Raw genomic sequence first — 22,579 nt, forward strand, 5'->3', positions numbered from 1 at the left:
AAGGGGGTCTTCCTGATGACAGGGACGAACACGGCGGTCGAGTGGCTCGCATCCGTCGCACCCGATCCCCAGGCCTGCCGCCGGGAGTGGGAGCGCAACCCGCTCGGGGTCGCCCTGCTGCCGGCCGGCAGCGCCTGGGACGTGCTCATCCTGCCCGGCCAACTCGGCTACCGCACGCTCGACGTGCTGACCCGCGTCCTCGACCGGCCGGGCCCCGTGCTCGTCGACTTCGGCGATGAGCGCATGGGGTTCTTCGTGCCGCCGGGCACCGCGACCCGCTGGCTCGGCACGGGCATCCGCACGGCCGGCGCCGGCACCTGGATCGTCGTGCCCTACCCGGGCCGTTCGTCACCCGGCGGCGTGCGCTGGCTCGTCCCGCCGGACGGCTCGGGCATGCTGACGGACCCGGCGCTGCTGGAGCTGGCGATGCACGAGGCGGCGGCGTGGCTGGCCACGGAGAAGGACGACAGCGACGATTAGGGCGCCGCCGCGGTGGTGCGGGAGGTGTCGTCCGTCCGGGGAACGGCCGCCGTCCGCCGGAGGAACAGCCACCAGGAGGAGAGCAGCACCGCGCCCAGACACCAGCTGGCCACCACGTCCAGTGGCCAGTGGTAGCCGCGGCGGACCAGGCCGTAGCTCGTGCCGAGCACGAGCGCGGCACAGCAGGTGAGGAGGGCACGGCGGGCCAGGGCCGTGCGGAGCAGGGGGATCAGGAGCAGGGCCGCGCACCCGTAGGCGATGGCGGCGGTGGCGGTGTGGCCCGAGGGGTAGTAGCCGGTGCCGGGCGGGACGGCCGGGGTGCCCGGGCGGTCGGTGACTTTCTTCAGCGGGATGATCAGCACCGGTACCAGGGCCATGAGGAGCGCCGCGGCGGAGACGGGCAGCCACCAGCGGGTCGTACGGCGGGTCCGCAGGGCGGCGTAGCCGAGGGCCACGGCGAGGACCGGGACCGCGACCTGGACGTTGCCGAGGTCGGCGAGGAGTTCGGAGCAGCGGTCCGGGTCGATCAGGAGGCGGCTGAGGCGCTCGTCGGCCGCCACGAGCGGACCGTCCACGACCACCTGCCAGGTGACCAGGGCGAAGAGGAGGGCCGGGAAGCCGACCAGGAGGGCGAGGAGGCCCGGCCGTGCCGGCGTGCTCCTGTCCCGCGCGGTGGGGTCGTCGCGTTCCGGGTTCGCGGGGATCGGCATGGGGCACAGCTTGGCACGAGCACAGACGTCCACTCGCGGCCGCTGCGGAGGATCACGTGAACCACCCGGGAAACGACGACGGCCTCTTCGACCACTGCCCGTGGCTCTTCGCCGAGCAGGCCTCGGACGCGCAGCGTGCGGCACAGGAGCAGCGGCAGAAGGAGCTGCTCGCCGGGGCCGGCCCGGTACGGCTCGGTGAGGACTGCTTCGTCGCCGGGACGGCCGCCGTGCACCCGGACGTCCTGCACCTGGGCGACCGTTCGTACATCGCGGCCCACGCCTACGTCACGGGCGACATACGCCTGGGCGCCGACTGCACGATCAACCCCTTCACGGTGGTGCGCGGCACCGTCACCCTCGGGAACGGGGTGCGTGTCGGCGCCCACAGCTCGCTGCTCGGCTTCAACCACGGGACCGCGCCGGGCCTGCCGGTCCATCAGCAGCCGGTCACCAGCCGTGGGATCACGGTCGGCGACGACGTGTGGATCGGCTCCCACGTGGTCGTCGTGGACGGCGTCACCATCGGCGACCACTGCGTCGTCGGCGCCGGCGCGGTCGTCACGAAGGACCTGCCCGCGTGGACGGTGGCGGCCGGCAACCCGGCGCGGCGCATCCGGGACCGGCGGGAGCCACGCGGGGTGGCGGAACGCGCACGGGTGCGGGGCGGCGCGGCATCGGGCGGCGCGGCACGGCACCCGTCGGGAGTGCTCGACGGTGACCGCCGCCAGGACGTGCGGGAGGCGGCTCGGGGCCCGGCGGAGGGAACCGTCGACGATCCCCGTCGCGCACGCCCGACCGTCGTGCGCGAAGCGGCACCGCACCCCGGCGAGGCGGGCCCGGTACTCGCCGAGGAACTGTCGGCCTTCGCGGCCACCGCCCGTGCGCAGGCCCCCGGTCTGCTCGACCGCTGCTGGCGTCCGGACATCGGCCGGTACGTCGACCGGCCCGGCGCCGAGCCCACCGTGCGGGCGCACTGCGACGCCGTCGAGATCGCCGAACTGCTCCTGGGGGAGGTGCCGCCCCAGCTGTTCGCGGCCGAGCACGTGGAGCGACTGCGCGCCCTCCAGGACCCGGCCACCGGTCTGATCCCGGAGTACGGCGAGGCACCGCCGCTCCCCGGCCCGGCGGGGATCCCGGACAACGGTGCCTCGGCCTACCACGTGCTGTGCGTGGGCTACGCGCTGGACCTGCTCGGCAGTTCCTTCCCCCACCCCGTCCACGCGGTGCGCACCACCACGGCGGACCGGCTGGTCCGGCAGCTGGCCGACCTGCCCTGGAGCGACCGTGCCTGGCATGCCGGAGCGTGGATCGACTCCTGGGCCACCGCCGCGCACTGGAACCTGCGCCTCGGCGTCGAAGCGGCCGCGCCCGGGGCGCTGGAGGCCCTCTTCGGCTGGCTGCACACGCACGCCGACCCCTGGACCGGCATGTGGGGCTCACCCACCCCGGAGTCCGGACGCCTTCAGCCGTTCAACGGCTACTACCGGCTCACCCGCGGCTCCTTCGCCCAGTTCGGCCTGCCCGTGCCGTACGTGGAACGCGTGATCGACACGGTCCTCGACCACGCACGCGACCCCCGTTACTTCGCACCGGGCCGGGAGAACGCCTGCAACGTCCTGGACGTGATCCACCCCTTGTGGCTCTGCGCCCGCCAGACCACCCACCGCGCCGAGGAGGCCCGGGCCTGGGCCACGACCCAGCTCACCGCCGCCCTGCGCCGCTGGCATCCGCACCAGGGCTTCCCCTTCGGCCCCACCCCCGACGGCACCGGCCCGGGCAGCCGCGTGCCCGGCCTCCAGGGCACGGAGATGTGGCTCGCCATCATCTGGCTGCTCGCGGATCTCGTCGGCCTCGCCGACGCCCTGGAGTACCGCCCCCGCGGCATCCACCGCCCGGACCCGGTCCGGCCCGACTGAACTGTCGGTGCCGGGTGCGAGACTGCCCGGCATGACCGAACCCGACCCGAAAGCGGACCTGCTCCGCTATCTCCAGGACGCCCGCGACGCGCTGCTGTGGAAGCTCGAGGGGCTCTCCGAGTACGACGTCCGCCGCCCGCTCACGCCGACCGGGACCAATCTGCTCGGGCTGGTCAAGCACGTCGCCGGAGTGGAGCTGGGATATTTCGGCGACACGTTCGGACGGCCGTACTTCGCCCAGGAACCGCCGCCGCCCTGGTGGTACACGGAGGACGCCGAACCCGGCGCGGACATGTGGGCCACCGCCGACGAGTCACGCGAGCAGATCATCGGGCTCTACCGGCAGGCGTGGCGGCACGCGAACCGCACGATCGAGACACTGCCGCTGGACGCGACCGGTCAGGTCCCGTGGTGGCCCGAGGAACGGCGGGAGGTGACGTTGCACCACATCCTGGTGCGGGTCGTCTCCGACACGCAGCGGCACGCCGGGCACGCCGACATCGTGCGCGAACTCATCGACGGGAGCGTCGGCCTGACGAAGGCATCCGGCAACGTGCCGGAGGGCGACCGGATGTGGTGGCAGGAGCACCGGGCCCGGCTGGAACAGGCCGCGCGGGAAGCCGGCGGCGGCCGGTCCCGCGCGGGTGCCTGAAGAGGAGGAAGAGGGAGGTCGGCCGCCCCGGAACAGGGGGGGTGGTTCCGGGGCGGCCGTCCGGACCGGAACGTCGCGCGCCCCGGGGGGTTTGGGGCGGGCGACTGTCCGATCGGTGAGGAGATCCAGAGCCTCAGGCTCCGGTTGTGTGCGCGAGGGCACGACCAGGTCGAAGCTGGGGAGGCCCCGGCCTGATGTCACCCACAGTGCCCTGTGGGCGGGGTGTATCTCTCATCTGGTCAGAACCTACGGCAGCGCCGGGGCGGATGACAGGCCGCAGGGCCCCCTGTCATCCACCTCGCACACCTTCTTCACACGCTCTGCCGCTCGTCGCCCGGCAGCGGAACCGGAGCGGCACCGTCCGGAGGGCTCACCTGCCCCGACGGGGGCTCAGATGCGCGCTGCCGGCGTCAGATACGCGCGAAGCCCTGCTCGATGATGTCGAGGCCCTCGTTCAGCAGGTCCTCGCCGATCACCAGCGGCGGCAGGAAGCGGAGCACGTTGCCGTAGGTGCCACAGGTCAGGACCAGCAGGCCCTCGGCGTGGCAGGCCTTGGCGAGCGCGGCCGTCGCCTCCGGGTTCGGCTCCTTCGTCGTACGGTCCTTGACCAGCTCGATGGCGATCATGGCGCCACGGCCGCGGACGTCGCCGATGATGTCGAACTTCTCCTGCATGGCGGACAGGCGCGCCTTCATCACGGCCTCGATGTGCTTGGCCCTGGCGTTGAGGTCGAGCTCCCTCATGGTCTCGATCGAGCCGAGCGCACCGGCACACGCGACCGGGTTGCCGCCGTAGGTGCCGCCCAGGCCGCCCGCGTGCGCGGCGTCCATGATCTCGGCACGCCCGGTGACCGCGGCGAGCGGCAGACCGCCGGCGATGCCCTTGGCCGTGGTGATCAGGTCCGGGACGATCCCCTCGTCCTCACACGCGAACCACTGTCCCGTACGGCAGAAGCCGGACTGGATCTCGTCGGCGACGAACACGATCCCGTGGTCGGCGGCGAACTTCCGAACGGCCGGCAGGAAGCCCTTCGCCGGCTCGATGAAGCCGCCCTCGCCCAGCACCGGCTCGATGATGATCGCGGCGACGTTCTCCGCGCCGACCTGCTTGCTGATCTGGTCGATGGCCTGAGCGGCGGCCTCGGGCCCGGCGTTCTCGGGGCCGGTCGGCCACCGGTAGCCGTACGCCACGGGCACTCGGTAGACCTCGGGCGCGAACGGCCCGAAGCCGTGCTTGTACGGCATGTTCTTCGACGTCAGCGCCATGGTCAGGTTGGTCCGCCCGTGGTAGCCGTGGTCGAAGACCACCACGGCCTGCCGCTTGGTGTACGCCCGGGCGATCTTCACGGCGTTCTCGACGGCCTCGGCGCCGGAGTTGAACAGCGCGCTCTTCTTGGCGTGGTCACCCGGGGTGAGCTCGGCGAGCGCCTCGGCGACCTCGACGTACCCCTCGTAGGGCGTGACCATGAAACAGGTGTGGGTGAAGTCGGCGAGCTGCGCGGACGCCCGGCGGACGACGGCCTCGGCGGAGGCGCCGACGGAGGTCACGGCGATGCCCGAGCCGAAGTCGATCAGCCGGTTGCCGTCGACGTCCTCGATGATCCCGCCGCCCGCGCGCGCCGTGAACACGGGCAGCACGGACCCCACGCCCTGCGCGACCGCGGCGGTACGGCGGGCCTGCAGCTCCTGCGACTTCGGACCGGGAATGGCGGTGACGACGCGGCGCTCCTGCGGAAGTGCGGTCATGAGGGGCTCCTGGGGTGGTGCGGACGGGGGTGCGGGGACACTTCGCTTCTTTTCTCGCAGGCTAGGGCGGGGGGAGGGGGGTGGTCATGCTCCATGTGGGCGTTGTCGGTGAAGCGGCTTGTCCGGGGTGGACATGGCGCTCTCCCCGACCCGGTCTCCCCTACCCGGCCGTGTAAGCGGTGAACTCCCCAGGGGAGGGCGTTAGATTGGCTCGCTGATGGTGGACGGAGCGGCTGGTCAGGGGGCAAGGGCGATGGACAGCGACGGGACGCAGGAGGCGCGGGGTACGCATGCGAACCCCGTGCCGCGTCCAGCGGGACCGCCGGAGGTGCCCGCGGCGCCGCCGAGCGGGCACGACGCGCCGCCGAGCGGCCACGGTGCGCCGCCCGGCGGCAGCAACCCGCCGTCGGACGGCCGGGCCGTCCCACCCCGGCCGGACCGGGCGCCCGGCGTGCCGCCCATGCCGGACGGGTCCTCCTTCCTGACCTGGCTGCGCACCCCCCGGCCCGAGGCGTCGCCCGGCGTGTGGCGGTTCGGGCACCGGCCGCGGCCGGCCGAGGAGCCCGAGCAGATCCCCACCCGGCAACTGCTCAGCGGGGCCCTGATCGCCTTCCTGGTGGGGTGGCTGATCTGGTCGCTGCTGCAGAACGGTTACCTCGGCAACTGGTGGTGGGTGCCGTTCGACCTGATCGTTCCCGATGCCTGGCGCGGCGGCGACAGCGGTATCGGTGAGACCGGGACGTTCCTGGTGTACGAGGGGTACGAGCTGCTCGTCGCCCTCGCGATCATGGTCGGGGTCAGCCGGCTCGGCCGCTGGGGCGAGGTGTGGCGCCGGTTCGTCGCTCCCCGCTTCCGCAGGCAGGCGCCCCAGGAGGCGCATCCTGCCCCGCAGGACGACCCGGCCGAGTGGAACGAGCTCCGTGCCGCGGGGATGGCCGACGCCGCCGAGCGGCTCTCCGCCGAAGCCCGCTCCGGGCTCATGCGGGACGTCGACCACGCCCGGATCCTGCGCGCCTGGCAGGGCGTGCGCTCCGGGCGGCACAGTCTCGCCACGTTCAGCTCCACCGTTCTGCGGGACGGCGCCGCCGCCTGCCTCCACCCCTCCGGAGAGCGCGACCTGCCGTCCCGGCTCGCCCTGCACGACCTGGTCACCGGGCAGGTGCGGCTGGGCACCGCCGTGGACGACCCCCGCAACCCGTACACGTACCGGGGGGCGGGGCTCGCCCTCGGGCCCGACCTGCTCGGCACCTCGCTCGTGGCCGTCGGCCCCGCCGGCTCCGGAAAGACCGGTGCCGTCGTACGGCCGGTCGCCGAGTCGCTGTGTCTGCACGCTCTCGCCGGGCGGGCCGCCGTCGTCGTGGTGGGTGCCGCGGGGGCGGGGCTCGGGCCGGCCGACGCGTACGACGTGGTGGTGCGGATCGGCAACCAGGAGTCCGAGTACGACCTCGATCTGTACGGGGGGACCACCGACCCTGACGAGGCCGCGGCCGTGCTCGCCGAGGCGCTGGTCGGGGATCTCGCCGATCCGCACCCGGGGAGCGACAGTCGGCGTTCGACGACCGTCCTGGCCCAGCTTCTCGGGCCGTTCCGGGCCGTGCACGGGCGTTTCCCGTCCGTACCGGAGCTGCGCCGGCTGCTGGACGGGTCGCCGGATCCCTTCGCCGCTCTGCGGCAGGGCCTGCACGACGCCGGGCAGGAGTCGCTGCTGCGGGAACTCGACGCCCGCGAGCGGCAGATGGGGCAGCCCGGTGACGTCGGCGGGGTGCTCGCGGACCGGGTCGCGTTGCTGGACCGCCCGGCTTTCGCGTCGTTCTTCGACACCTCCGGGGCCACCCGCCCCTTCACCCTGAAGGCCCTCGACCACCCTGTCCGGGTGCGGATCGACCTGCCCGAGCGCGGGCACGCCGACGCCTCCCGGATGCTGACGCGCCTCGTGCTCGCGCAGTTCACGGCCAGTGTCGCGGTCCGTGAGGACCGGTCGCTGTTCGCCTGCCTGGTGCTGGACGACGCCACCGGGGCCGTGACGCCCGAGGCGGTCCGCGGCATCCAGCGGCTGCGGTCCGGCAACGCCGGGGTCGTGCTCACCCTGCGAACCCTGGACGACGTGGCCCGGCCGCTGCGCGGACCGCTGCTCGGCGCCACCGGCTGCCGGATGGCCCTGTCGGGGCTCACCCCGTGGGACGGGCAGGACTTCGCCGAGGTGTGGGGCAAGGAGTGGACCGAGGCCCGGGACGTCACGGACCGGCAGATCATCGCGGAGACGCCCGCGGGCAAGGCCGTGCACATGCTGCGCCGTGTGATCACCGGCAAGGCCCCGACCGCGCGGGCCGTCACCGTGCGGCAGGTCGAGCGGGAGCGGTGGTCCGCGTCCGAGTTGGCGCACGGGGTGCCGGCCGGGCACGCCGTGTTGTCGCTCACCGACGTCAAGGGCGAGCACGCGCCACCGCTGCTGGTGGATCTTCGGGGCTGAAGTCCGCCGACCGATTACGAGTACGCGGAGAACCGTACGGTGAGGCAGAATCGTCACAGGTCGTTCATACGTGGCGGCCAAAAGAGCACAAAGAACACACAGCCCTGACGCAGACCTGAAGGCCTCATGCCCCCGACGCTCGCCTCGCTCGTCCACCACTCCGCGCTGAAACTCACCGTGCGGGCAGGCGAAGACCGCCTCGACGTGCCGGTCCGCTGGGCGCACGTCAGCGAGCTCGCCGACCCCGTCCCCTACATGGAGGGCGGGGAGCTGCTGCTCGTCACCGCGCTGAAGCTGGACGCCGAGGACCCGGAGGCCATGCGCCGCTACGTACGGCGGCTGGCCGGGGCCGGGGTGGTCGGTCTCGGCTTCGCCGTGGGCGTCAACTACGAGGAGATCCCCAAGGCGCTCGTCGACGCGGCCGAGGAGGAGGGCCTGCCGCTGCTGGAGGTCCCGCGCCGCACCCCCTTCCTCGCCATAAGCAAGGCCGTGTCCGCCGCGATCGCCGCCGACCAGTACCGCGCCGTCACGGCGGGGTTCGCCGCCCAGCGCGAGCTGACCCGGCAGGCGCAGACGGGCGGGCCGGAGGGGCTGCTGGCCGCGCTGGCCTCCCAGGTCGACGGCTGGGCCGCGCTGTACGACGCCTCGGGCGCCGTCGTCGCCACGGCGCCGGAATGGGCCGGTCGGCGGGCCGCGCGGCTCACCGGCGACGTGCAGCGGCTGCGGGACCGGCCCGCGCCCGCCTCGTCGGTGGTCGGCGGGCCGGAGAACGAGGACCGGGTCGAACTGCACACCGTCGGCACCGGCCGGCGCCCCCGGGCGGCCCTGGCCGTGGGCACGGCGGCCGCCCCCGGCACCGCCGAGCGCTACGCCGTCCACTCGGCCATCGCGCTGCTGACCCTCACCACGGAACGCTCCCGGTCCCTCCAGGAGGCCGAGCAGCGGGTCGGCGCGGCGGTGCTGCGCATGCTGCTGGCCGGGGAGCCGGACCACGCGCGCGCGGTCGCCGGGGACCTGTACGGCGGGCTGCTGGACGCGCCGTTCCGCATGCTGGTCGCGGAGCGGGTGCCGGTGTCGGCGTCGGCCGCGCTGGCCCGCGCCGAGGCCCGGGCGGGCACCCCGGCCGTCGAGCGGCCGTCGGCCGCCGCGCTCGCCGCGGCCGACACGGGCGGAGACCCCCTGGCGGCGCTCGCCGACGTCATGGAGTCCGCCGCGGCCCGGGCCGGCGAGGCCGTCCTGGTCGTGCCGGAGGGGGAGCGGCTGGTGGTGCTGGCCGCGGACGGCGGTGCCGCGGCGGCGGCCTGCGGGGAGTACGCGGCCGCCCTGGAGACGGCCCGGGCCCGCATACGCGAGAAGGTGCCCGGCGGCGAGGAGAACGAACTGGTCGTGGGCCTGTCGGCGCCGGCCGGTCCCATCGCCGCGTCCGCCGCGTACAAGCAGGCCGAGCAGGCGCTGTCGGTGGCGCGGCGGCGCGGGCGGGTCCTCGTGGAGCACGAGCAGATGGCGGCCGGATCCGTGCTGCCGCTGCTCGCGGACGACGCGGTGCGGGCCTTCGCCGACGGGATGCTGCGGCCGCTGTACGAGCACGACGCCACGGGCCGCGGCGATCTCGTCGCCTCCCTGCGCGCCTGGCTGTCCCGGCACGGCCAGTGGGACGCGGCGGCGGCCGACCTCGGCGTGCACCGCCACACCCTCCGCTACCGCATGCGGCGCGTCGAGGAGATCCTCGGCCGGTCCCTGGACGACGCCGACGCGCGGATGGAGCTCTGGCTCGCCCTGAAGGCCACCTCGACCGAGTAGCCGAACCGTAGTGTCCACGCCTGTCATTGCTACGGGTTGGACAAACGACCTTCGGCCATCCCGCGCCTACCGTGGATCCCGCAGCAACAGGATCACCCCCAACGCCGAAGGGCCGGAACCCACATGCCGAACACAGATGTGGCAGCCACCCACGCCTTCTGGCTCGCCGGCCGCCAGGCCACCGGCGAGGAGACCTTCGACGTCACCTCCCCGTGGGACGGGCGGCTCGTCGGCCAGGTGAGCGTGCCGACGGACGCGCAGGTCGAGGAGGCCGTGGCCGCCGCGTGCGCCGTCCTGGACGAGTTCGCCGCCACCCCCGCCCACGTGCGGGCCGCCGCCCTCGACCATGTCAGCAAGCGCCTCGTCGAGCGCACCGAGGAGATCGCCCGGCTGATCTCCGCCGAGAACGGCAAGCCCCTGAAGTGGGCGCGCGGCGAGGTCGGGCGGGCCGTGTCCGTGTTCCGGTTCGCGGCCGAGGAGGCCCGGCGCTTCAACGGCGGCGAGGCCCAGCGGCTCGACACCGACCTCGGCGGTCAGGGCCGGCTCGCCCTCACCCGCCGCTTCCCCAAGGGCGTCGTGCTGGGCATCGCGCCCTTCAACTTCCCGCTCAACCTCTGCGCCCACAAGGTCGCCCCGGCCATCGCCGCCGGAGCGCCGATCATCCTGAAGCCGGCCCCGGCCACCCCGCTGTCCGGCCTGGTCATCGGTGAACTGCTGGCCGAGACCGAGCTGCCCGCGGGCTCCTGGAGCGTCCTGCCGGTCGCCAACGACAAGATGCCCGCCCTGGTGCAGGACGAGCGCCTGCCCGTCATCTCCTTCACGGGTTCCGAGAAGGTCGGCTACGCGATCATGGAGTCGGTGCCGCGCAAGCACTGCACCCTGGAGCTGGGCGGCAACGGCGCGGCCGTCGTCCTCGCCGACTGGGCGAGCGACGAGGACCTCGACTGGGCGGCGAACCGCATCGCCACCTTCTCCAACTACCAGGGCGGCCAGTCCTGCATCTCCGTCCAGCGGGTCATCGCGGACGCCTCCGTCTACGACCGGCTCCTGCCGCGCGTCGTCGCCGCCGTCGAGGCCCAGGTCACCGGCGACCCGGCCGACGACGCGACCGACGTCGGCCCGCTGGTCAGCGAGGACGCCGCCCGGCGCGTCGAGACCTGGGTCCAGGAGGCCGTGGACGCCGGGGCCACGCTGCTCACCGGCGGCAAGCGGGACGGGGCCTCGTACGCGCCGACCGTCCTGGCCGACGTACCGGCCGACGTCACCCTGTCCTGCGAGGAGGTCTTCGGGCCGGTCCTCACCGTGCAGAAGGTGAACGGCGAGGCCGAGGCCTTCGCCGCCGTCAACGACTCCAAGTACGGCCTCCAAGCGGGCGTCTTCACCCACGACCTCCAGACCGCCTTCCGGGCCCATCGCGCCCTGGAGGTCGGCGGTGTCGTCATCGGTGACGTGCCGTCCTACCGCGCCGACCAGATGCCCTACGGCGGCGTCAAGCAGTCCGGTGTGGGCCGGGAGGGCGTGCGGTTCGCGATGGAGGACTACACGTACGAGCGTGTGCTGGTCCTGACCGGCATCAACCTCTAGTACATGGGAACCATTTTCATATAGGCTGTGCGAAGAGGCCCGGCACCGATGCCTTCCGGTGCCGGGCCCCTTCTGTGTGCCGGCCTGCTCCGGACCCTCAACCGGAGAAGCCGACGTGCGCGAGCCGCAGCGGGCCACGCAGCCTGAGACGGACGTCGTGCACGCCCGCGGCGACGACGGACGCGCCGAGCGAGACGTAGTCGTACGGGCCTGACGTGGGCGCCGCGGGCGACAGCACCGCGAGTACCGGGCCGCCGTCGAGGGACAGCTCGACCGAGCCCTCGCCGGCCACCTCCACCGTCACCCCGGTGATGCCGTGCCCGAAGTCGCAGCGGCGATACACCAGTTCGCCGGACACCCCGTCCGCCGGAGTCACCGCGTCGCCCGACACCTTCGTCCGGTCGACGATCGCGATGCCGTCCTGCTCGTCGAAGCCGGCCGCCGCCAGACCACCCGCGACCACCGGGCGCGGCAGGGTGGGCTCGCCGTCGAGCGTGACGGTCGTCCGCAGCCGGACGTCCTCGCTGGACGCCCCGGCCAGCAGCTCGTACGCGCCCGGCTCCACGCGCCACCGGTCCTGGGCCACGTCCCAGAACGCGAAGGCGGCGACCGGGACCTCGAAGTCCAGACCGGCCGATTCCCCCGGCGCGAGACTCACGCGGCGGTGGTCCAGCAGCTCACGGCGCGGACGCGGCACGGACGGGTCCACGGCCCGGGTGTAGAGCTGGGCGACCTCGTCGGCGGTGACGTCACCGGTGTTGGTGACCGTGAAGGAGACGTGCACCGACCCGCCCTCGGCCCGGGCCGTCAGGCCGCCGTACGAGAACGACGTGTACGACAGGCCGTGACCGAAGGGGAACAGCGGCGTGCCCTCGAAGTAGAGGTACGTCTGGCGGCTGCCGACCACGTCGTAGTCGAGGAGGCCGGGCAGGTCGGCGTCGTCGGCGTACCAGGTCTGCGGGAGGCGGCCGGACGGGGAGACGTCACCGGACAGCACCCGGGCCAGGGCGGTGCCGGCCGCCTGGCCGCCGTGCGCGGTCCACAGCACGCCCGGGAGGTCGGCCGGATCGACCGCGTAGGGGTAGGCGGACACCAGCGCCAGCACGGTCGCCGGGTTCGCCGCCCGGGCCGCGCGCAGCAGCCGCTCCTGGTGCCCGGGCAGCCGCAGGGTCGTACGGTCCTCGGTCTCGCGGCCGTTGATGTGCGGGTCGTTCCCCGCGACCACCACGACCACGTCGGCCGCCGCGGCGGCCCGCGCCACCGCCTCCTCGCCGCGCTCGGCGACGACCAGCTCGAACACCTCGGGATCCTCGTCGGCAACCTTCACGCCGTCGGCGGAGACACAGACGTGGCGACCCGTTCCCAGGTGCTTCAGGAGGTGCCCGTTCCCGTGTGGTTCCAGACGGAAGGTCTCCTGGACGATCCAGCCGCCCGGCTGGTCGGCGGAGGCCCGGACCCGTCCGTCGTCGGCGACCGACAGGTAGCGGCCGTCGGGTGCGCGCAGGGTCAGCACGCCCTCGCCCCAGTCGACCAGCGCCAGCTCGGTGCCCGCCGCGTCGGTGGTGAGCGGCGGCAGGTCGGTGCGGCCGGCGAGCAGCGCCGGGTCGAGCGCGCCCCCGGCGCCACGCACCTCGTCGGCGGCCCCCTCGGCCACCGGCACGTGCAGGAACGCGCCCGCGGACGTCCTCAGCCGGACCCGGTCCACGCCCTCCGCGAACTCCACGCGCTCCGCGCCGAACCGCTCGTACAGGCCCTCCAGCGGGGTCGAGCGGTGGATCAGCGTGCCGCTGTACCAGTCGAGCTTGCACTCGTCGGCGAGCAGCCCCACCACCGCGACCCGGGTGTCCGGGGCGAGCGGCAGCACCCCGTCGTTCTTGAGCAGCACGACGGCCTGTTCGGCGGCCTCCTGGGCGAGGGCGCGGTGCGCCGGGGTGTCGAACTCGCCGGTGGCGCCGTGCGGGTCGTACTCCGGGTCGAACTCGCCGAGCCGGAAGCGGACCGAGAGCTGACGGCGGACGGCCGTGTCGAGGTCGGCCTCCTTCAGCAGGCCCCGCTCCAGGGCGCGGCGCAGGCGCCCGGTCATCCGCGAGGAGTCCGTGCCGTGGTCGGTGAAACTGTCGACGCCCGCCACGAGCGAGGCCGCGGTGGCCTCCTCGTGCGTGTCGAAGTAGTGCTCGGAGTCGACCAGGTTGCTCGGCGCCCCCGCGTCCGAGCAGACCAGCAGCTCCTCCTCGGTCCAGGTCCGCAGGTGCTCGGCCAGGTACGGCGAGACGTGGTTCGGGCGGCCGTTGACCAGGTTGTACGCCGGCATCACCCCGGCCACCGCACCGGCCTCGACGCTCTCGCGGAAGGCCCGCAGGTCGTACTCGTGCAGCACGCGCGGGCGCACCGAGCTCGACGTCGTGGACCGGTCCGTCTCGTTGTTGTGGGCGAGCCAGTGCTTCAGCACGGGCGCGGTGCGCCAGTAGGTCGGGTGGTCGCCGCGCAGGCCGTGCGTATAGGCGGTGGCGATCGCCGAGGTGAGCTTCGGGTCCTCCGAGTAGCCCTCCTCGTTGCGGCCCCACAGGGGGTGGCGCAACAGATTGACCGTCGGGGCCCAGACATTGAGGCCGACCCGGTCGTCCCGGGCGCGCATCGCGCGGATCTCCTTGGACACCGCGTCGCCGACCCGCCGTACGAGGTCGGTGTTCCAGGTCGCGCCGAGACCGACCGCCTGCGGGAACACCGTCGCCGGGCCCATCCAGGCGACGCCGTGCAGCGCCTCCTGGCCGGTGCGGAACGAGGCGATTCCGAGCCTTTCGACGGCGGGCGCGAACTGGTGCAGGAAGGAGATCTTCTCGTCGAGGGTGAGCCGCCCCAGCAGGTCGTCGACGCGGTGCGCGAACGGGAGTCGCGGATCGCGGAACGGGGCGGTGGGCGGCGTGTGTGCGGTCACGTGGGGATCCCTTGCGATGGATCGGCGAGGCGCTTTCGAAGCGCTTCGATGCTGGTTCGACGACCGGTCGGGTGTCAAGGGACCGGCGCCGTCACTTCAAGCAGTGCAAGAGGAAGGGTCCCTTATGGTGCCCAGGAGGAAGTTTGGGGACGACCCTTGTGCACCCCGGGGCGTTCACTTAACCTCACAGCAACATCGAAGCGCTTCGACTGGGGAAGCCCCGTTCATGGGTCGAAAGCTCGCTTCAGCTCAGCCAGTTCCACTCGAGACACCGCAGCCGACGGCCTCCGCCGGGTGTCCTGGTGTGCCATGAAGGGTTGACGCAATGACGCCGAACGCCGCCTCCGCCTCCGCTGGTCCGAGCCGGAGATCTTTCCTCGCCTCCACGGCGGTCGCCACCGCAGCGGTGGCCGGTGGGATGCCGCTGCTCGCCGCGTGCGGCGGTTCGGACGGCGGGTCGCGGGAGGGCACCACGTCGGGCAAGGACGCCAAGAAGATCCTGCCCAGCTACGTGGCCAGCAGCGTGGTGAAGCCGGACATCCCGTCGAAGAACGGTTCGTCGATGGGCTTCACCAGCAAGCTCGACGTCAGCACCCTCAAGACCTCGGTCGCGAAGAAGCTCGGCAAGGGCGGCGAGGTCACCGTCATGTCGCCGTTCTGGGGCTCGCCGCCGAAGCAGAACAACCCCTACTACACGTCGATGAACGACCTGATCGGCGTCGACGTCCGGTGGCGCAACCAGGACGGCAACACCTACGACCAGAAGCTCGGCGCGGTCCTCGCCTCCAGCGACGTCCCGGACGTGGTGGTCGTCCCCAGCTGGAACATGATGGGCAAGATACCCAGCGCCATCATCAGCAAGTTCGCCGACCTCGGCCCGTACCTGTCCGGGGACAAGGTCAAGGAGTACGCCAACCTCGCGGCGATCCCCAGCGACGCCTGGCAGCGCTCCATCTTCGGCGGCAAGCTGATGGGCCTCCCGCAGCCCGCCCCCTCCGTCCAGACCATCGCGCCCCTCTACCGGCAGGACATCTTCGACAAGGAGGGCTACGAAGTCCCCCGGTCCGCCGAGGAGTTCGTGGCCCTGTGCAAGGACATCACCAACGCCAGGGCCAAGCGCTGGGCGTGCGGTGACATGAAGTGGACCGCGATGAACACCTTCGGCGTGCTCGGGGGCGGGGAGAAGCCGCTCTGGTGGAACCTGGTCGACGGCAAGCTGGTCAACCGCATCGAGACCCCGGAGTACCTCGAAGCCATCGAGTGGACGCGCAAGCTGTTCGCCGCCGGAGTGGTCCACCCCGACTTCAAGCTGGGCAAGAGCCAGACCGTCGACCCCGCCCCCAAGTTCGCCGCCGGCGAGTTCCTGATCTGGAACAACAACATCACCAACTGGTGGGGGGTGCAGGCGCAGCAGGCCACCCAGAACCCCGACTTCAAGGTCTGGGGCATGGACATCTGGAACCACGACGGCGGTGACCCGACGCTGTACGCCCAGAACCCGGCCGGCATCTTCGCCTTCGTCAACAAGAAGGCCTCCGAGTCCGTCATCCGCGACGTCCTGGCGGTCGCCAACGTCACCGCGGCGCCGTACGGCACCAAGGAGTGGATGATGACCAATTACGGCGTCGAGGGCACCCACTACACGATCAAGGACGGCGTGCCCGTCAAGAACGACAAGGGCAACAACGAGGTGCTCAACGCCTACGTCATGGTGGCGAGCCCCGCGGCGACCAGGGCCTACCCCGACTTCCCGGACCTCACCAGGGGCATGGTCGAGTGGGAGCAGCGGATGGGCGGCTTCACCAGGAAGTCGTCGTTCTGGGGCCTGCAGATCACCGAGCCCTCCCGCTGGACCAACCTCGCCAACGACTTCGAGCAGCTCGAGGACGACATCATCCGCGGGCACAAGAAGATCAGCGACATGCAGCAGGCCGTCTCCGACTGGAAGAGCAAGGGCGGCGACAAACTGCGCGACTGGTACAAGAAGCTGCTCGACGAGAACGGCTCGGCGGCGAGCTGACCAGGCTCTGAGGCAAGGAGAACAACCGTGTCCCACAGCACGGTGCCTCGGAGCAGTGCCGAGGCCAGCACGCCGGTGAAGACCCCGGCGGCACCCGACGGCGCCCCCGGCGGCCGCGAGGAACGAGGCTCGGGCAAGCGGAACCTCCGGCTCAGGTTCAGGCGCGACCGCGCCCTGATCCTCATGACGCTGCCGGCCGTCCTCCTGGTCCTGGTCTTCAACTACCTGCCGATCCTCGGCAACGTCGTCGCCTTCCAGGACTACGACCCGTACATCAGCGACAACGGCATCATCTCCATACTGAACAGCCCCTTCGTGGGTATGGAGAACTTCCAGCGGATCTTCGAGGACTCCGCCTTCTGGAACGCCGTCGAGAACACGCTGGTGCTGTTCTTCGTCCAGCTGGTGCTGTTCTTCCCGATCCCGGTCCTGCTCGCGCTGCTCATCAACAGCGTGGTCCGGCCCCGGATCCGGGCCGTCGCGCAGGCGGTTCTCTACCTGCCGCACTTCTTCTCGTGGGTGCTGGTCATCGCCGTCTTCCAGCAGATGTTCGGCGGCGCGGGAATGCTCTCCCAGCTGCTGCGGCAGAACGGGTACGACGGCCTCAACATCATGACCAACCCGGACACCTTCCCCTTCCTGCTCACCGCGCAGAGCGTGTGGAAGGACGCCGGGTGGGGGATCATCGTCTTCCTCGCCGCGCTGGCCTCCGTTCCTCAGGACCACTACGAGGCCGCCGCGATGGACGGCGCCGGACGCTGGCGCCGCATGTGGCACGTCACGCTTCCCGCCCTGCGCCCGGTGATCGCCCTCCTCCTCGTGCTGCGCGTCGGCGACGCCCTGACCGTGGGCTTCGAACAGATCCTGCTCCAACGCGACGGTGTCGGGCCGGGCGCGGGAGAAGTCCTCGACACCTTCGTGTGGTGGAACGGCGTGCGCAACCAGGACTTCGGCTACGCGGCCGCCGCCGGTCTCGTCAAGGGCGTGGTCAGCATCGGCCTGGTCCTCGCCGCGAACAAGGTGGCCCATCTCATGGGCGAGCAGGGGGTGTACAAGAAGTGACCGCCGTCATCGACAAACCGGCGACCAAGCTCCGCCGGTGGTCCGCACCGCCGCGCCCGGCGTGGGAGGAGCAGCCCTCGAAGGCCGGCCTCGCGGGCAAGGGCATCGCCCTGGCGTTCGCCTGCCTGGCGATCCTCTTCCCGCTGTGGATCGTGGTCGTCACCAGTCTCTCCTCCCGCAAGACCATCGACGAGGCGGGCGGCCTGGTGATGGTGCCCAAGGGCATCACCTTCATCGCCTACGAGGAGCTGCTCAGCGGCGGCCAGGTCACCCGCGCCGCGATCATCAGCATCCTCGTCACCCTGGTCGGCACGCTGTTCTCGATGGCGGTGTCCGTGCTGTGCGCCTACGGCCTGTCCCGCAGCGGGACCCTCGGCCACCGGTGGATCCTCATGACACTGCTGGCGACCATGTTCTTCAGCGCCGGCCTCATCCCCACCTACCTGCTCGTACAGTCCCTCGGCCTGACGGACAGCTACCTCGCCCTGATCCTGCCGAGCGCGATCAGCGTCTTCAACATCCTGGTGCTGCGGGGCTTCTTCATGGGGATCTCCCAGGAACTCATCGACAGCGCGCGCATCGACGGCGCCGGGGACCTGCGGATCCTCTGGCAGATCGTCATGCCGCTGTCGCGGGCGGTCCTCGCGGTCATCACACTGTTCTACGCCGTCGGGTACTGGAGCGCCTGGTTCAACGCGTCGATCTACCTGAACGACCAGGACATGATGCCGTTGCAGAACGTCATGATCCAGCTGGTGCAGAGGCAGGAGGCGCCGGTCGGGCTGAGCCAGGCCATCAGGACCGGCCAGCTGTCGGGGCTGGCCATTCAGATGGCGGTCATGGTGATGGCGCTGCTGCCGGTCACCGTCCTGTCGCCCTTCGTCCAGAAGCACTTCAAGAAGGGCATGCTCACCGGGGCCGTCAAGGGGTGACGCCCCTTTGTTCGCGCCGTTCCCCGCGCCCCTGGGTGCCTTCACTTCCCCCCCCTTTGCAAGAACCGAGGTATGTCATGCGCGCGTTTCGCCTCAGCAGGCGTTCAGTGCTCGCGGCCGGCGCTGCGGTCGCCGCCCTTCCGGTCGTCCAGGGGCGTGCGCGGGCCGCCGTCCCCGCCGCAGGCGGTGCCTACCGCTGGCGCAACGTCGTCCAGGGCGGCACCGGATTCGTCACCGGCGTGCTGTTCCACCCCTCGGTACGGGGCCTCGCCTACGCCCGCACCGACATCGGCGGCGCCTACCGCTGGGACGACCGCGCCGACCGGTGGATCCCGCTGACCGACCACATCGGCTGGGACGACTGGAACCTGCTCGGCGTGGAGGCCATGGCCGTCGACCCGGCGCATCCCGGCCGGCTGTACCTCGCCCTCGGCACGTACGCGCAGTCCTGGGCCGGCAACGGGGCCGTCCTGCGGTCCGAGGACCGGGGCGCCACCTGGAAGCGCACCGACCTCACCGTGAAGCTCGGCGCCAACGAGGACGGACGCGGGTGCGGGGAGCGGCTGCTCGTCGACCTCAGGGACAGCGACACCCTGTGGCTCGGCACCCGGCACGACGGCCTGCTCAGGTCGACCGACCGCGGGGCGAGCTGGCAGGCGGTGAACTTCCCGGCCGCCCCGAGCGCCACCGGCCAGGGCGTCACCCTCCTGGTCGCGGCGGGACGTACCGTCTACGCCGGCTGGGGCGACTCCGACGGCCGCTCCGCGAACCTCTGGAGAACCGCCGACGGCACCACCTGGGAAGCCGTCCCCGGGCAGCCCACCGGCACCGCCGCCAAGGTGCCGATCCGGGCCGCGTACGACCGGCACACGCGCGAGCTGTACGTGACGTACGCCGACGCCCCCGGCCCCAACGGGCAGTCCGACGGCAGTGTCCACAAGCTGCGTACGACGAACGGGACGTGGACCGAGGTCACGCCGGTGAGGCCCGGCGGGGCGACCGACGACGGCGGGACCGACTCCTTCGGGTACGGCGGTGTCGCCGTCGACGCCCGCCGCCCCGGCACCGTCGTCGTCTCCACCAACAACCGCTGGGCCCTGGTCGACACCCTGTACCGGACCACCGACGGCGGCCGCACCTGGAAGTCCCTGAAGGACGAGGCCGTCCTCGACGTCTCCGAGACGCCCTATCTCAAGTGGGGCGCGGGCCAGGCGAAGTTCGGCTGGTGGATCCAGGCCGTGGGTCTCGACCCGTTCGACTCCGAGCACGTGGTCCACGGCACGGGGGCCACCCTCTACGGCACCCGCGACCTCAAGCACTGGGCCCCGGAGATCCGCGGCCTGGAGGAGGCGTCCGTACGCCGGCTGATCTCCCCTCCGGCCGGTCAGGCGCACCTGATCAGCGGCTCCGGGGACATCGGCGTGATGTACCACGAGCGGCTCACCGCGTCCCCCTCGCGCGGCATGGCGTCCAACCCGGTCTTCGGCACGGCGACGGGGCTCGCGCTCGCCACGGCCAGGCCCTCGTACGTCGTCCGGGCCGGGTGGGGCGACAACGGCAACGGCGCATACTCGAACGACGGCGGCAGGACCTGGGCGCCCTTCAAGGCCCAGCCCGCCATGGCCAAGTCCGCGCCGGGGCCCATCGCCACCAACGCGGACGGCCGTGTGCTGCTGTGGTCCTTCGGCGCGGCCGACCCGGGCTTCCGCTCGGCGGACAACGGCGGGACCTGGTCCGAGGTCGCCTCCTTCCCGAAGGGCGCCGTCCCGGTCGCCGACCCCGTCGACCCGGAGCGCTTCTACGCCCTCGACACCGGCACCGGCACGCTCTTCGCCAGCACCGACAGCGGCGCGACCTTCACCGCGCGGGCCACCGGACTGCACTCGGGCGACAGCGAGTTCCAGCTGGCGGTGACGCCGGGACGCTCCGGTCACCTGTGGCTGAGCCTGAAGTGGAACGGGCTGTACCGATCCACCGACGGCGGTGCGAGCTTCACCAAGGTCAGCAGCTGCCGGGCCTCGTACACCCTCGGCTTCGGCAAGGCCGCCGACGGTGCCCCCTACCCGGCGCTCTACATGGTCGGCTCCACCGAGGCCATCACCGCCGTGTATCGCTCCGACGACGAGGCGAGGACCTGGACCCGGATCAACGACGACCGGCACCAGTGGGGCTGGATCGGGGCCACCGTCACCGGCGACCCGCGCGTGTACGGCCGGGTGTACATCGCCACCAACGGACGCGGCGTCCAGTACGGGGAGCCCGTCCGATGACCGGGAGGAACCGGCCCGGCCTGAGCGACGCCACCCGGGGCCGTCTCCTCTTCGGCGGCGACTACAACCCGGAGCAGTGGCCGGAGGAGATCTGGCACGAGGACGTCCGGCTGATGAAGGACGCCGGCGTCAACTCCGTCACCCTCGGGGTGTTCTCCTGGTCGAAGCTCGAACCGGAGCCCGGGGCACGGGAGTTCGGCTGGCTGGACACCCTGATGGACCTGATGGGGGACAACGGCATCGGCGTCGTCCTCGCCACGCCCACCTCCTCGCCCCCGCCCTGGATGGGCCGGCTGCACCCCGACACCCTGCCCGTCACCGAGGACGGCCGCACCGAGTGGTGGGGCGGCCGTCAGCACTTCTCGCACTCCAGCGCCACCTACCGGCGCTGTGCCGCCGCCATCACCGAGGACCTGGCCGCCCGCTACGGCGGTCACCCGGCCCTGACGATGTGGCACATCAACAACGAGTACTGCACCTACGACCACGGCGACGAGGCCGCCGCCGCCTTCCGCCGCTGGCTGCGCGAGCGGTACGGCACGCTCGACGCCCTCAACGAGGCCTGGGGCACCACCTTCTGGAGCCAGGGCTACGACACCTGGGACGGCATCCTGCCGCCCCGCCTGCCCCACTACATGCGCAACCCCGCCCAGGTGCTGGACTTCCGGCGCTTCACCTCCGACATGCTCCTGGAGTGTTACACCGCCGAACGCGACATCGTCCGGCGGCACACCCCGCACATCCCGGTCACCAGCAACTTCATGCCGCTGTGGTCCGGGCAGGACGCCTGGCGCTGGGCGGGGGAGGAGGACGTCGTCTCCGTCGACCTCTATCCCGATCCGCGTGATCCGCTCGGCGCCCAGAGCGGCGCGCTCGTCCAGGACATGACCCGCTCCCAGGCCCGGGGTCCGTGGATGCTCATGGAGCAGGCGGCCGGGCCGGTCAACTGGCGCGGCGTGAACCACCCCAAGCCGCGCGGCCTCAACCGGCTGTGGTCCCTCCAGGCCGTGGCCCGGGGCGCCGACGCCGTCTGCTACTTCCAGTGGCGGCAGTCCCGGCAGGGCGCGGAGAAGTTCCACTCCGGCATGGTGAGCCACGCCGGCGAGCAGGGCCGTACGTTCCAGGAGGTCAAGCGGCTCGGCGCGGAGCTGGCGACGATCGCCCCGGAGGTCACCGGCCGGCACCTCACCGCGGACATCGCCGTCCTGCACGACTGGAACGCCTGGTGGGCCGGCGCCCAGGAGGGCCGTCCGTCCACCCGGGTGGAGTACCCGGACGTCCTGCGCGCCTGGCACCGGGCTTTCTGGCAGGCCCACCTCACCACTGACTTCGCCCACCCCGAGCACGATCTGACGTCGTACTCCATGGTCGTCGTGCCTCAGCTGTACCTGCTCACGGACGCGGCGATCGACAATCTCCTCGCCTACGTACGGCAGGGCGGCACCCTCGTCTGCGGCTTCCTGACCGGCGTCGCCGACGAGGACGACCGGGTGCGGCCGGGCGGCATGGACGCCCGGCTGCGGAAGCTGTTCGGCATCCGCACACTGCACGAGTGGTGGCCGCTGGACGCGGGGGAGACCGCCCCCTGCGAGGGCTTCCACGGCACGCTGTGGTCCGAGGAGCTGGAAGTCGACGGCACCGCCGAGGAGACCGTCCCGTACAAGGGCGGCGAGCTCGACGGACTGCCCGCGCTCCTGCGCAAGGGCCGGGCCTGGTACCTCTCCACGCTCCCGGAGCCCGAGGCGCTGCGCGACCTGCTGGCCCGGATCGCCGGCGGCGCGGGCGTCCGGCCGGTGCTCGACGGCCTCCCCGAGCAGGTCGAGGCGGTACGCCGTGGCGAGCTGCTGTTCGTGCTCAACCACGGCCGCGAACCGGTGACCGTGGAGGTGCCCGGCACCCACCACGACCTGCTGACGGGTGCGGACGTCACCGACCGGGTCACCCTCGGCCGGTACGGGGCGGCGGTGCTCCGGCCATGACCGCCTCCGCAGCCGTCCAGGGAG

At 72.3% G+C, this 22,579-nt stretch carries 14 protein-coding genes and 1 pseudogene; 11 read left to right on the forward strand and 4 right to left on the reverse strand.

What is annotated here, in order from left to right; all coding sequences use genetic code 11:
* The first annotated feature begins 15 nt into the window (after nt 1-15).
* Nucleotides 16-480 (forward strand): hypothetical protein, encoded by a 465-nt coding sequence (locus ABEA82_RS31960; RefSeq protein WP_345665197.1) that lies wholly within the window; start codon nt 16-18, stop codon nt 478-480.
* On the opposite strand, the gene ABEA82_RS31965 is transcribed toward ABEA82_RS31960, so the two are convergent.
* A complete protein-coding gene (locus ABEA82_RS31965; RefSeq protein ID WP_345665198.1) occupies nt 477-1,190 on the reverse strand; it encodes a phosphatase PAP2 family protein in 714 nt (237 codons plus the stop codon). The two genes, ABEA82_RS31960 and ABEA82_RS31965, sit on opposite strands and share 4 nt — an antisense overlap.
* 56 nt (nt 1,191-1,246) lie before the next feature.
* On the opposite strand from ABEA82_RS31965, the gene ABEA82_RS31970 reads away from it, so the two are divergent.
* On the forward strand, nt 1,247-3,106 hold the full coding sequence (locus ABEA82_RS31970; RefSeq protein WP_345665199.1) for an acyltransferase: 1,860 nt from the start codon (nt 1,247-1,249) through the stop codon (nt 3,104-3,106).
* Between the two features lie 31 nt (nt 3,107-3,137).
* Nucleotides 3,138-3,758 (forward strand): DinB family protein, encoded by a 621-nt coding sequence (locus ABEA82_RS31975; RefSeq protein WP_345665200.1) that lies wholly within the window; start codon nt 3,138-3,140, stop codon nt 3,756-3,758.
* A 10-nt stretch (nt 3,759-3,768) separates the two neighbouring features.
* Here ABEA82_RS31975 and ABEA82_RS31980 read toward each other — a convergent pair.
* A pseudogene (locus ABEA82_RS31980) lies at nt 3,769-3,993 on the reverse strand (phosphatase PAP2 family protein); the annotation flags it as partial.
* 175 nt (nt 3,994-4,168) lie between these two features.
* On the reverse strand, nt 4,169-5,503 hold the full coding sequence (gene gabT / locus ABEA82_RS31985) for a 4-aminobutyrate--2-oxoglutarate transaminase (RefSeq protein WP_345665201.1): 1,335 nt from the start codon (nt 5,501-5,503) through the stop codon (nt 4,169-4,171).
* 253 nt (nt 5,504-5,756) lie between these two features.
* On the opposite strand from gabT, the gene ABEA82_RS31990 reads away from it, so the two are divergent.
* The 3 genes from ABEA82_RS31990 to ABEA82_RS32000 all read left to right on the forward strand — a co-directional run bounded on the left by ABEA82_RS31990 (nt 5,757) and on the right by ABEA82_RS32000 (nt 11,357).
* Nucleotides 5,757-7,973: an ATP-binding protein gene (locus ABEA82_RS31990; RefSeq protein WP_345665202.1), complete on the forward strand. Its 2,217-nt coding sequence runs from the start codon at nt 5,757-5,759 to the stop codon at nt 7,971-7,973.
* Nucleotides 7,974-8,099: 126 nt separating this feature from the next.
* Entirely contained in the window at nt 8,100-9,773 is a 1,674-nt protein-coding gene (locus tag ABEA82_RS31995; protein WP_345665203.1) for a PucR family transcriptional regulator, read from the forward strand.
* Between the two features lie 138 nt (nt 9,774-9,911).
* Nucleotides 9,912-11,357, forward strand: a complete 1,446-nt coding sequence (locus ABEA82_RS32000) for an aldehyde dehydrogenase family protein (RefSeq protein ID WP_345665257.1) — start codon at nt 9,912-9,914, stop codon at nt 11,355-11,357.
* Between the two features lie 97 nt (nt 11,358-11,454).
* Here ABEA82_RS32000 and ABEA82_RS32005 read toward each other — a convergent pair whose 3' ends face one another.
* Nucleotides 11,455-14,292, reverse strand: coding sequence for a glycoside hydrolase family 3 C-terminal domain-containing protein (locus tag ABEA82_RS32005; RefSeq protein WP_345665204.1), 2,838 nt, complete (start codon nt 14,290-14,292; stop codon nt 11,455-11,457).
* Between the two features lie 325 nt (nt 14,293-14,617).
* On the opposite strand from ABEA82_RS32005, the gene ABEA82_RS32010 reads away from it, so the two are divergent.
* The 5 genes from ABEA82_RS32010 to ABEA82_RS32030 all read left to right on the forward strand — a co-directional run bounded on the left by ABEA82_RS32010 (nt 14,618) and on the right by ABEA82_RS32030 (nt 22,555).
* Nucleotides 14,618-16,312, forward strand: a complete 1,695-nt coding sequence (locus ABEA82_RS32010; protein WP_345665205.1) for an extracellular solute-binding protein — start codon at nt 14,618-14,620, stop codon at nt 16,310-16,312.
* Between the two features lie 27 nt (nt 16,313-16,339).
* Nucleotides 16,340-17,374, forward strand: a complete 1,035-nt coding sequence (locus tag ABEA82_RS32015; protein WP_345665207.1) for an ABC transporter permease — start codon at nt 16,340-16,342, stop codon at nt 17,372-17,374.
* Complete coding sequence (locus ABEA82_RS32020) at nt 17,371-18,306, forward strand: carbohydrate ABC transporter permease (RefSeq protein ID WP_345665208.1); 936 nt, start codon at nt 17,371-17,373, stop codon at nt 18,304-18,306. The genes ABEA82_RS32015 and ABEA82_RS32020 overlap by 4 nt, the downstream gene beginning before the upstream one ends.
* Nucleotides 18,307-18,383: 77 nt before the next feature.
* Nucleotides 18,384-20,576, forward strand: a complete 2,193-nt coding sequence (locus tag ABEA82_RS32025; RefSeq protein WP_345665210.1) for a 1,4-beta-glucanase — start codon at nt 18,384-18,386, stop codon at nt 20,574-20,576.
* On the forward strand, nt 20,573-22,555 hold the full coding sequence (locus ABEA82_RS32030) for a beta-galactosidase (protein WP_345665211.1): 1,983 nt from the start codon (nt 20,573-20,575) through the stop codon (nt 22,553-22,555). Before ABEA82_RS32025 ends, ABEA82_RS32030 begins: the two co-directional genes overlap by 4 nt.
* The last annotated feature ends 24 nt before the right edge of the window (nt 22,556-22,579 follow it).

The organism is Streptomyces venetus (genome assembly GCF_039540295.1).
Lineage (GTDB): Bacteria > Actinomycetota > Actinomycetes > Streptomycetales > Streptomycetaceae > Streptomyces > Streptomyces venetus.

Excerpts from the sequence above, each read along its gene's own strand:
- ABEA82_RS31990 (WP_345665202.1), top strand. The coding sequence starts at position 5,757 with ATGGACAGCGACGGGACGCAGGAGGCGCGGGGTACGCATGCGAACCCC.
- ABEA82_RS32025 (WP_345665210.1), top strand. The coding sequence starts at position 18,384 with ATGCGCGCGTTTCGCCTCAGCAGGCGTTCAGTGCTCGCGGCCGGCGCT.
- ABEA82_RS31960 (WP_345665197.1), top strand. The coding sequence starts at position 16 with ATGACAGGGACGAACACGGCGGTCGAGTGGCTCGCATCCGTCGCACCC.
- ABEA82_RS31975 (WP_345665200.1), top strand. The coding sequence starts at position 3,138 with ATGACCGAACCCGACCCGAAAGCGGACCTGCTCCGCTATCTCCAGGAC.
- gabT (WP_345665201.1), bottom strand. The coding sequence starts at position 5,503 with ATGACCGCACTTCCGCAGGAGCGCCGCGTCGTCACCGCCATTCCCGGT.
- ABEA82_RS31995 (WP_345665203.1), top strand. The coding sequence starts at position 8,100 with ATGCCCCCGACGCTCGCCTCGCTCGTCCACCACTCCGCGCTGAAACTC.
- ABEA82_RS32030 (WP_345665211.1), top strand. The coding sequence starts at position 20,573 with ATGACCGGGAGGAACCGGCCCGGCCTGAGCGACGCCACCCGGGGCCGT.
- ABEA82_RS31965 (WP_345665198.1), bottom strand. The coding sequence starts at position 1,190 with ATGCCGATCCCCGCGAACCCGGAACGCGACGACCCCACCGCGCGGGAC.
- ABEA82_RS32010 (WP_345665205.1), top strand. The coding sequence starts at position 14,618 with ATGACGCCGAACGCCGCCTCCGCCTCCGCTGGTCCGAGCCGGAGATCT.